The organism is Streptomyces sp. NPDC093149, assembly GCF_044754145.1.
GTDB lineage: Bacteria > Actinomycetota > Actinomycetes > Streptomycetales > Streptomycetaceae > Streptomyces.
Map to the genome: position 1 here is coordinate 101,066 of NZ_JBIVON010000018.1, position 10,534 is coordinate 111,599.

The following is a 10,534-nucleotide window of genomic DNA, read 5'->3' on the forward strand; positions in this document are numbered from 1 at the left end:
CGGCGGCCCGGCTGCCGGCCGGCGCCCTCGGACAGGGGGGTGGCCCCGGGCGTCGGCCGACAGGTTCGTGGGGAACGGCCGGGTCAGCCGCTCAGCCCCAGCAGGTCCAGCGACGGCCGGTGGATGATCTCCTCCACCGCGTCCACGTCGAGCGGCGGCAGTCCGGGGATGCCGGGGATGCGGGCGATCTCCCGCAGCCCCTTCACCGAGTCGTCGACCGTCGTGAACGGGTAGTCGCTGCCGAACATCAGCTTGTCGAAGACCCCGTAGTCCTGGACGAGCCGGAGGCTGTGCCAGAGCTGGAAGGGCCGGTAGTGCAGAGCGCTGATGTCCGCGTACACGTGCGGGTGCTTGCGGATGACCGCGATGCACTCGCCCTCGAAGGGGTGGCCGAGGTGGGCGAGGACCATCCGCAGTTCGGGGTGGCGGATGGCGACCGCGTCCAGGTGGCGGGGCATCGCCCACTCCAGGGGCGCCTTCGACACGAAGGTCGTGCCGGTGTGCACCAGGAGCGGGAGTCCGTGCCGTTCGGCGTAGCCGTACAGCTCGTCGTACTCCTCGGCGGCCGGGTCGAAGCCCGCGTACATCGGCATCAGTTTGATGCCGCGCAGACCCAGTTCCTGGTGGCCGTAACGGAGTTCGTCCTGCCAGCCGGGCTGGGTGGGGTCGAGGGAGAGGTAGCCGATGAGCCGGTCGGGGTGCTGTCCGACGTACGAGGCGACGGCCGCGTCGTCGACCCAGAGCCCGCTGCGCCGCGCCTTGCCGCCGACGACGATCGTGCGGGTGCCCTCGGGCGCCGTGGCGGCGTACTCCTCCCACTTCACCGTGAGGTCGACCTCGCCCGCGTGGGCGCGGGCGGAGTCGGACTCGAACGGGTCGGTGAAGTCGTGGCTGTGCCGGAAGAGGTGCGAGTGGACGTCGACGATCATGTCCGGTTCCGCTTCTCCCAGCCGTCCGCGAACATGTTCCAGAAGCGGTGGCTGGGCGGGTGTTCCTCGAAGACCTCGTCGACGAGTTCGACACCGAGCCCCGGAGCGGTCGGCAGGCCGATGTGGCCGTCGACGATCGGGAGGGTGCCCTTGAGGGCGTCGAAGACGTAGTCCTCCAGGAGCCCGTCGAAGGTTTCGAGGATCTTGAAGTTGGGGATTCCGAGCGTCGCGTGCACCGAGACGGTGGTGCAGAGCGGCGAGTTGGAGTTGTGCGGGGCCACGAGCATGCCGTGGGTGTCGGCGATCGCGGCGAGCTTCCTGACCTCGGTGAAGCCGCCGGCCATCGAGAGGTCGGGCTGGATGATGTCGACCGCGTCGGTGGCGAAGAGCTGCTTGTACTCGTACCGGTTGTGGAAGTGTTCGCCGCCGGAGATCGGGAACGCGGCGCGATGGCGCAGCTCCGCGTAGCGCTCGATGTGGGTCCAGGGCATCGGCTCCTCGAACCAGCCGATGTCGAACGGTTCCAGCTCGCGCACCAGTCGGGCGGCGGTCGGCATGGCGAACCGCGCATGGCCCTCGATGAACAGGTCGACGTCCGGCCCGATCGCTTCGCGGACGGCGGCCACGAGGTCGATGGAGCGACGCAGTTCGGCACGCTCCAGCTCGTGCAGCCCGGGGCCGAACGGGTCGAACTTGAGGGCGGTGAAGCCCTTCGCCACGGTCTCCTTCGCCTTGGCGGCGAAGGTCTCGGGCTCGCGCTCGCCGGTGTACCAGCCGTTGGCGTACACACGGACGCTGTCGCGGCAGGCTCCGCCGGTCAGCCGGTACGCGGGGACGCCGAGCGCCTTGCCCATCAGGTCGTACATCGCCTGGTCGAGGCCGGACAGGGCGACACCGCCCATGTCGCCGCCGCGCAGGAAGTCGCCCTGGTAGACGCGGAGCCAGAGTTCCTCGATGTCGAAGGGGTCGGCGCCGATGAGATGGCGCCGCGCCAGTGCCTCGGTGAGCTCGCAGACCTCGCGGACCCGGTAGGGGTGGGTGATCTCGCCGATGCCGGTCAGGCCCTCGTCGGTGTGGACCCGGACGTAGCCGAAGTCGCGCCAGGAGGTGCCGAGCATCAGGGTCTCGACGCGGGCGATGCGTCCGGCGGGGCCTGCGGGGCGGGTGCGGTTGACGGTCAGCATCAGCGGGTCGCTCCGCCCATGGTCGAGGTGTTCTCCAGGTCGCGGGCGCCGCCGTCGGCGAGGACGGCCCGGACCGCGGCCTCGGTGCCCTCGATCAGGCGGTCCACGTCGGCATCGGTGTGGGCGTAGCTGATGTGGCTGCGCTTGAGGTTGAGCGGCAGCTCGAACAGGCCGTGGTCGAGGAGCTTGCGACGGTAGCCGACGAACAGGGAGGCATCGTTGTTCAGCAGGTCCGCATAGGTACGGGGGGTCTCGCCCGGCATGAAGTAGCTGACGAAGACGGAGCCGTAACCGGTGACGACGGCGGGGACGCCGAGGCGCTCGTAGAGTCCGGTCAGTTCGGTGCGGACGCGCTCGCCGAGCCGGAAGACGTGCTCGTGGACCGGTTCCTCGCGGAGCTTGCGCAGGGTGGCGAGGGCGGCGGCGACCACGGACGGGTGGCCGTTGTAGGTGCCCGCGAAGAAGGCGGGGGCGCCGGGACGGGTGGAGAAGAGGTCCATCAGGTCGGCGCGGCCGCCGATCGCACCGACGGGGGCGCCGTTGGCGATGGCCTTGCCGAGGGTGGTGAGGTCGGGGGTGACGCCGGAGATCTTCTGCCAGCCGCCGATGTCGTGCCGGAAGCCGGTGATGACCTCGTCGAAGATCAGGACACTGCCGGCCCTGGTCGTCTCCTCGCGCAGCGTGGTGAGGAACTCCTGGTACGGCAGGAGTGCGCCGACGTTGTGCGGAACGGGTTCGACGATGACGGCGGCGATGTCGGCGCCGTGCTCGGCGAAGGTGCGGCGGACGGCCTCGCTGTCGTTGAACGGCAGGACGAGGGTGGCTTCGAGGACCTCGGGCAGGATGCCGGTCGAGATCGGGTCGTGGCCGCCGACCTTCTCGGGGGCGGAGATGACGTTGAGGCTGACCGCGTCGTGCCAGCCGTGGTAGCAGCCCTGGAACTTGACGACCAGACGGCGGCCGGTGGCGGCGCGGGAGACGCGCAGCGCGTGGAACGTGGCCTCGCTGCCGGTGCTGGTGAGCAGCACCTTCTCGATCGACGGGATCAGCTCGGTGAGCTGTTCGGCGAGGAGGACCTCGCCCTCGGTGACGCCGACGCCCATGTGGCCGAGGGCGGCACCGGCCTCGGCAGTGGCGCGGGCCACGTCGGGGTCGTTGTGACCGAGCAGCGGCGGGCCGAACGCCGAGTGGAAGTCGGTGTACTCGCGTCCGTCGGCGGTACGGAACCGTGCGCCGTCGGTCCCGGTGACGACCAGGTCGGTCAGTCCGGGAACGCTGCGCTGACCGCTGTTCACGCCGCCGGGTACGACCTGGCGGGCGCGCTCGGCGAGTCGGGCTCCGGAATCGTTGCCTACCGGGCCTGAACTCATATCGCTTGCTCCTTGCGTCGAAAGTCGTCGGTTTTCGCAGGCCCTGCCCGGCCCGTGAGTCCCTGGCGCCATCCGCCCGGCAGTCGCCGCAGGAAGAGGTTGATCCGTGGTGCTTGGGTGGTGCGTCTCGCTTTTTCCGAACACTGTTCTGTAGAGCAGAACAGTGTCTGGATATTACGTGCGGCACCGGGGCCGGTCAACCCCCCTCCAGGCATCGAAAGGCCGACTGTCGTGCTTTTTTCACGACGAAAGCGCCTTCCGGCTCCCCCGAAGGCACTACGCTGTTCTGCTATGACGAACAGCTCTGCCACAGAAGAACCGAAGTACTGGGTCAAGAGCGTGGCCAGGGCAGCGGACATCCTCGAAGCGCTCGCCGCCCCCACGCAGGGCAACGGCCTGAGCGTCACGGAGGTCGGCCAGGCCTGCTCGATCTCCAAGAGCGCCGCCTTCGGCATGCTCCAGACCCTGCGCGCCTACGGCCTCGTCTCGGACGACGGCGAGGGCATGAACCGCCGCTACCGGCTCGGCATGAGCCTGGCCCGGCTCGGAGACCGGGCCCGCTCCCAGGTCTCCCTGCGCGGGGTGGCCCAGCCCGTGCTGAGCGAGCTCACCCGGACCACCGGCATGGCGTCCCGGCTCGCCGTGCCCGAGGACGGCCACGCGGTCGTCGTGGACCAGGTCGAGCTCGACCAGCGCGTCCGGCTCGATCTGCGGATGGGCCAGCGCGAGCTGCCGCACTGCACGGGGCTGGGCAAGGCCCTGCTCTCCGCCATGCCGCAGAGCGAGGCCGCCGCGGTCGTCGAGCGGTTCGGGCTGCCCCGGCGCACCTCCCGCACGATCACCGACCCGGCCACCTTCCTGTCGCATCTGCGGGACATCGCCCGGGTCGGCTACGCCCTGGACGACGAGGAGGACGCCGAGGGCATCATCTGCATCGGTGCGCCGGTCTTCGACGACCGGTCGGTGTGCGCCGGGGCCATCTCCATCACCGGTCTCAAGCTCGGCCTGCCGGCCTGGCGCTACCAGGAACTGGGCGGCCAGGTCCGGGACGCGGCCCGCCGGATCAGCGTCTCGCTCGGCTGGGTCGACGACGCGGAGGACGAGGCGTCCGACGGTGACACCTCGAATTCCGACGGATTCAGGCCTTGACCGATCGATGTAACCCGCCGTAGGTTCCCTGCCAACCGCGGTGACATTCTTTCGTCACTGGCGATTTACCCCTTCCGGCCCGCTTCCGACGCCTGCCCGTCGCGTCATGGACATTCGACGGCCGGACCCTTTTCAGCCATCCGCCTCACGGCAGTCCACCGCAGGAACGCTCCCTCACTTTCGGCACTTCTCGGAAGGCGAAGTCCGCATGAGCGTTCCGCACCACCACACCTCCGCCTCGTCGCGTCGTACGCTGCTGCGGGCTTCGGGTCTGGCCGGTCTGGTCATGGCCGGTTCGGCCGTGGCCTCCGGCACGGCCCAGGCCGCGCCGTCGCACACCGGCGACGTACTGTGCCTCGACACGGTCGCCGAGCTGCGCGCGCTGAGCACCAGGCCGCTCGACGACGGCACCCAGGTCCTGATCGCCGGATACCACGCCCCCGGCGACGGCGGCGCGATGGCCGTGCGCTGGAACAAGAAGTCCGACGCCGCGCACAACGGCGGAACGGTCATCGCACCCACCGACACCAAGTCCGGCCGCTGGCACCAGCTCCACCACGGCACCGTCGACTTCCGCACCTTCGGCCACTTCGACGCCGAGGAACCCGCCGACGCCGCCCTCGACGCGATGATCGACGACAAGAGCATCCACCGCATCGAGGCCCACACCGACCTCCTGTTCACCGAACGCCACCTCTTCGACCGCTCCCACATCGAACTCGACTTCGGCGGCCACCGCATACGCACCGAAGGCATCGAGAAGAACACCCACGACAACCCCTTCGGCGCCGTCCTCTCCTTCCGCGGCACCGTCACCGACACCACCGTCCAACACACCCTGAGCGCGGCGATGCCGGACCTCTCGGACCTGTTCGAGGTGGGCGACTCGTCGAAGTTCGCCGTCGGCCAGTGGTGGGCCGTGGAGATCAACGCCCTGGCGGGGAAGTACGAGAAGGAGATCCAGCGCCTCGTCCAGGTCACCGACGTCGTCGACTCGACGCACGTCCGGGTCAACTACCAGATCGGCTGGGACCTGGCCGCCGGCCGCACCCTCACCTGGACCCGGATCGAACCCGTCGACCGCGCCCATGTCCGCAACATGGTCTTCGAGGGCTGGGGCGACGACGAGATGACCGGCTCGCACCCGGTCGCGTACGAGTACGCGGTCCGCTGCGACGTCTCCGGCATCGAGGCGATCGGCACCTTCTGGCCGGTCGTGATGCGCCGCTGGTGCACGTACTACCGCACCGAGCAGTGCTCGCTGACCAACCCCAAGTCCGTCACGTACGGCGGCGCGGGCTACCTCACCCAGCAGATCTACTGCCTGTACGGGCACGTCGAGGACTGTCACACCTCCAACGCCCGTCATCTCAACGACTTCACGGCCTCCGCCTACTGCTATGTCACCAACTGCCACGGCGACGGTGACGACGAGGGTCCGTTCGTGACGCACGGCCAGTTCGAGCACGACCTCGTCTACACCGGCAACTCCGGACTGATGACGTTCGCCAACTCCGGTGCCGCCTGGGGCGGCAGGGCCAAGCGGATCACCGTCCGCAGACATGCCTGCTCCTGGTTCGTCGCCCGGGTCAAGATCACCGATCTGACGCTGGAAGACGTCCTGGTCATCGGCAAGAAGTCGCTCTCCGGCTCCGGCATGCTCTGGGTCAACGCCGACGGTGTGCAGATGCGCGGCTGCACCGCCACCGGTCCGCTGATCGTCTCCCGGGCATCCGACCTGTCCGCCCGCCCCAATGTGATCGCCGACTCCTCGTTCGCGTTCTCAGCGGGCGCGGAGATAACCCAGGCCAATGTGACCGCGCCGCTCACCCTGCAGCGCAGCACACTGAAGGGCGTCGACGGCGCGGTCTTCAACGGCACCGGGCCGCTCGTCCTGGACCAGTGCACCCTGACCGGCTCCAAGGACACCGCCCCGGTCTCGCTCGCGCACACCGACATCACCGTCCTCGGCGGCGAACTCCGCGACTCCGGGCTGAAACTGACGTCGTCCAAGGACCAGCGACTGCGCGTCGACGGCACGCGGCTGACCGGCACCAACAAGGACGGCGCCCTGCTGGCCCGTACCGGCTCCGGACGGACCGTCGACTGGCAGCTGACCGGCCTCGACTCGACCGCGCCCAAGGGCACCGCCCATGTGCTGGTCACCGAGGGCCCCAACCGCTACCGGGCCACCGGCTCCACCTTCACCGGCGGACGGCTCGAACTGCGGCCCGCGGCGTTCGGCGGCACCACCAGCCATCTGCTGCACACCGGCTGCGTCGAGGACGGCACCGAACGCACCGCACTGCCCGACGAAGGCGACCGGGTCGCTCACACCGCGGCCACGCTGCGCTTCTGACCACCTCGGGCACTCTCGTTCGGATCAGGCCGGGCTCCCGAGGTCCGGCCTGATCCAGACGGAAGACCCCAACCCATCGAGCACCAGGGATTCCCGTGTCCACGCATACCCCGATCACCGGCCGCCCCGTACGGGTCGCGCTCGTCGGCGCCGGCAACCGCGGTCTGACGTACGCCGAGTGGATCAAGGCGCACCCCGAGCGCGCCGAACTCGTCGCCGTCGCCGATCCGCGTCCCGCGGCGCGGGCCGCCGCCGGCGCACCCGTCGAGTTCGACGACTGGCGGCCGCTCGTCGACAACCGCATCGCCGACGCCGTCGTCGTCGCCACCCAGGACCGTTTCCACGTGGAGCCGGTACTGGCCCTGGCCGAGGCCGGATACGCGATCCTCGCCGAGAAGCCCCTCGCCCCGACCGAGGACGAGACCCGGCGGATCGTCGAGGGTGTGGAGCGGGCCGGGGTCCTCTTCGCCGTGTGCCACGTCATGCGGTACACCCCGTACACCGATCTGGTGAAGGAGGTCGTGGACTCCGGCGTGCTCGGTCAACTGGTCTCCCTCGACCATCTGGAACCGGTCGGCTGGTGGCACTACGCCCACAGCTATGTGCGCGGGCCCTGGCGCAGCGAGAAGGACTCCTCCCCGATGCTGCTCGCCAAGTCCTGCCACGACCTGGACTGGATCACGTACGTCATGGGCGGCCGGATCGAACAGGTCACGAGCTTCGGCGGACTGAAGCACTTCCGGCCCGAGAACGCCCCGGCCGGGTCGGCCGACCGCTGTCTGGACTGTGCGGTCGAGTCCGGCTGCCCGTACAGCGCACTGAAGCTGTACCTGCCGACACTGCGCGAGAAGGGCGCCGTGTGGCCGGTCACCCATGTCACCGAGGCGACCGACGAGGCCGGTCTCGTGCAGGCGCTTCGCGAGGGGCCGTACGGCGTCTGCGCGTACCGCGGCGACAACGACGTGGTCGACCACCAGGTCCTGGCGATGCAGCTGACGGGCGGGGTGACCGCGACCTTCCAGATGGTGGCGTTCACCGAGCAGACGCACCGGCAGACCCGGATCTTCGGCTCGCACGGCTGGCTCATCGGTGACGGCGAGCGGGTCACGGTGCAGGACTTCCGCACCGGCGAGACCACCGTCCACGAACTCGGCGCGTCCGGGTCGAACGCGGCCGACGGGCACGGCGGCGGGGACGCCGCGCTCGTGGAGGCGTTCGTCACCGCCGTCGCCACCGGTGACGCCGGGGCCGTCCGCTCCGGTCCCGCCACCTCGCTCGGCAGCCATCTCGCGGCGTTCGCCGCGGAACGTGCCCGGCACACCGGCACCGTCCAGACGGTCCCGGCGCAGTGACTCCCCCTGAAGAGCCTGTCGTTCCGACCGGACCGGGCTCGCCCTCTTCCCGCCCCACCCTCACGTCCTCGGAGGACCACCTCATGTCCCGTCTCCTCAGCCGCCGTTCCAGAGTGCGCGCCGTCGCCGCCCCCGTCCTCGCCACCGCCCTCGCCGCCGGCGTGCTGGCCGGCTGCTCCGGCAGCGGCGGCGGCGGCGACAACACCGTCACCATGTGGACCTACCCCGTCATCTTCGACGAGGCCAAGAACAAGGCCTACTGGGACGGTCTGATCAAGGCGTTCGAGAAGAAGCACTCGGGCGTCAAGGTGAAGGTGGAGACCTTCCCGTGGGCCAACCGCGACACCGCCCTGGCCACCGCGATCGCCTCCGGCAAGGGTCCGGACGCGGTCTACCTGATCCCGGACCAGCTGCCGAAGTACGCCAAGAGCATCGTCCCGGCCGACGAGTACATGCCGTCCGACGCCAAGTCGGACTACACGGACTTCGCGCTGAAGTCCGTCACCATCGACGGCAAGGCGCTCGCCACCCCGATCCTGACCAGCGCCAACCCGCTGATCTGCGACAAGCGGGTGTTCGCCGCGATCGGCGAGAAGAACTACCCGACGAGCTGGGCGGACCTTCAGGCGCTGGCCCCGAAGCTGAAGAAGAAGGGCTACTACGCCACCACCTATTACGGCGACACCCAGCAGACCCTCAACATGACCTTCTACCCGCTGCTGTGGCAGGCCGGCGGGGACGTCTTCTCCGAGGACGGCAAGACCGTCACCTTCAACGACGCGGCGGGCGTCAAGGCCCTGACGTACCTGAAGGAGCTCGTCGACGGCGGCTACACCGACAAGGACCTGGTCACCACCACGCCCAAGCTGGAGCAGACCCCCACCGCCAAGGGCAAGATCGCCTGTACCTGGCAGAACACCCCGGCGGACGTCGAGCCGTTCTGGGGCAAGGAGAACATCGTCGTCCAGCCGCCGCTGAAGGACGTCGAGTCGGTCGGCTACGGCACCGTGGGCGCCCTGTCGATGCTGAAGGGCGCCGACAAGAAGAACACCGGCGACTGGCTGAACTTCGTCGCCGAGTCGAAGAACGCGGCCGGTCTGCAGAAGACCGCCGGCTACTTCCCGGCCCGCAAGTCCGGCGGCGACCTGTACCCGGACGACGCGCTGCAGACGGCGGTCGGCGCGACGCTGCCGAGCATGACCGTGGGTCCGCTCCAGGACAAGGCCCGTGAGGTCCAGGGCGTGCTCGCACCGGAGATCCAGGCGGCGCTGCTGGGCAAGAAGAGCCCGCAGGAGGCGCTGAACGCCGCGCAGAAGGCCGCGCAGGCGATGCTCGGCCGCTGATCACACGCGGGGCCGGGGTCCGGCCGCACCCGGACCCCGGCCCCGCACCCTCCGGGGGAGCACGCTCCCCCGGCCCCCCCGCAATTCCCCCGTACCGCAAGGAGATCCCCGTGGCAGTCGTCGCGGAACCCACCCGCCGGGGCCGTCGCAGCGGGCCGCAGGCGCGCCGCGAGGCCCGGATCGGCCTGCTCTTCGTCCTGCCGTGCTTCCTGCTCTTCCTGGCCTTCCGGTTCGGTCCGGGCATCGCCGGTGTGCTGATGAGCTTCACCGACTACTCCCTGACCGGCGGCGGCAGCTTCGTCGGGCTGGACAACTTCACCCGCCTGTGGGACGACCCGCTGTTCTGGCAGGCGCTGAAGGTCACCGTTCTGTACACCGTGCTCGCGGTGCCGGGCACGCTGATCGTGTCGGTGTCGCTGGCGCTGATCACCCGCCGTGCGTTCCGCGGCGCGAGGTTCTTCCGTTCGGTGTTCTTCCTGCCGGTCGTCACCTCGCTGGTGCTGGCCGCCACCGTCTTCGTCTGGATCTTCTCGACCGGCGGCCCGTGGTCCACCCTGATGGGCTGGTTCGGGATGTCGGAGGGCTCCTGGCTCTCCGACGACGTGCTGGTGCTGCCCGCGCTCGCGATCGTCGGCGTCTGGTCCCGCTTCGGGTACGGGATGCTCATCCTGCTGGCCCGCATGCAGGACATCCCGCGCGAACTGGAGGAGGCGGCCCTCACCGACGGCGCTGGCCCCTGGCAGCGCTTCCGGCACATCGTGCTGCCCCAGCTCAAGCCCGCCCTGTTCTTCCTCGCCGTGATCGAGACGACGGCCTCGTTCCAGGTCTTCGACGCGGTCTACACGATG

8 protein-coding genes are annotated in these 10,534 nt (G+C 69.7%); 5 read left to right on the forward strand and 3 right to left on the reverse strand.

What is annotated here, in order from left to right; translation table 11 throughout:
- Window positions 1-83 precede the first annotated feature (83 nt).
- Genes ACIQCZ_RS35470 through ACIQCZ_RS35480 form a run of 3 tightly spaced genes read right to left on the reverse strand, consistent with a single transcriptional unit; the run spans window position 84 to window position 3,483 of the window.
- Window positions 84-929: an amidohydrolase family protein gene (locus ACIQCZ_RS35470; RefSeq protein WP_402288926.1), complete on the reverse strand. Its 846-nt coding sequence runs from the start codon at window positions 927-929 to the stop codon at window positions 84-86.
- The gene (locus ACIQCZ_RS35475; RefSeq protein WP_402288928.1) at window positions 926-2,113 is read right to left on the reverse strand and encodes a mandelate racemase/muconate lactonizing enzyme family protein; all 1,188 of its coding nucleotides are present in this window, start codon (window positions 2,111-2,113) and stop codon (window positions 926-928) included. The genes ACIQCZ_RS35470 and ACIQCZ_RS35475 overlap by 4 nt, the downstream gene beginning before the upstream one ends.
- Window positions 2,113-3,483 carry an aspartate aminotransferase family protein gene (locus tag ACIQCZ_RS35480; protein WP_402288930.1) on the reverse strand — a complete coding sequence of 457 codons (1,371 nt, stop codon included), beginning with the start codon at window positions 3,481-3,483 and terminating at the stop codon, window positions 2,113-2,115. The genes ACIQCZ_RS35475 and ACIQCZ_RS35480 overlap by 1 nt, the downstream gene beginning before the upstream one ends.
- Window positions 3,484-3,774: 291 nt before the next feature.
- Between ACIQCZ_RS35480 and ACIQCZ_RS35485 the strand changes: the two genes are divergently transcribed.
- The 5 genes from ACIQCZ_RS35485 to ACIQCZ_RS35505 all read left to right on the forward strand — a co-directional run.
- Window positions 3,775-4,632, forward strand: coding sequence for an IclR family transcriptional regulator (locus ACIQCZ_RS35485; RefSeq protein ID WP_402288932.1), 858 nt, complete (start codon window positions 3,775-3,777; stop codon window positions 4,630-4,632).
- Between the two features lie 208 nt (window positions 4,633-4,840).
- Complete coding sequence (locus tag ACIQCZ_RS35490) at window positions 4,841-6,991, forward strand: peptidase C14 (protein ID WP_402288934.1); 2,151 nt, start codon at window positions 4,841-4,843, stop codon at window positions 6,989-6,991.
- 95 nt (window positions 6,992-7,086) lie between these two features.
- On the forward strand, window positions 7,087-8,343 hold the full coding sequence (locus ACIQCZ_RS35495) for a Gfo/Idh/MocA family protein (RefSeq protein ID WP_402288936.1): 1,257 nt from the start codon (window positions 7,087-7,089) through the stop codon (window positions 8,341-8,343).
- A gap of 83 nt (window positions 8,344-8,426) precedes the next feature.
- A complete protein-coding gene (locus ACIQCZ_RS35500) occupies window positions 8,427-9,686 on the forward strand; it encodes an extracellular solute-binding protein (RefSeq protein WP_402288938.1) in 1,260 nt (419 codons plus the stop codon).
- A gap of 110 nt (window positions 9,687-9,796) precedes the next feature.
- On the forward strand, window positions 9,797-10,534 hold a 738-nt coding region (locus ACIQCZ_RS35505; RefSeq protein ID WP_402288940.1), incomplete at its 3' end, for a carbohydrate ABC transporter permease.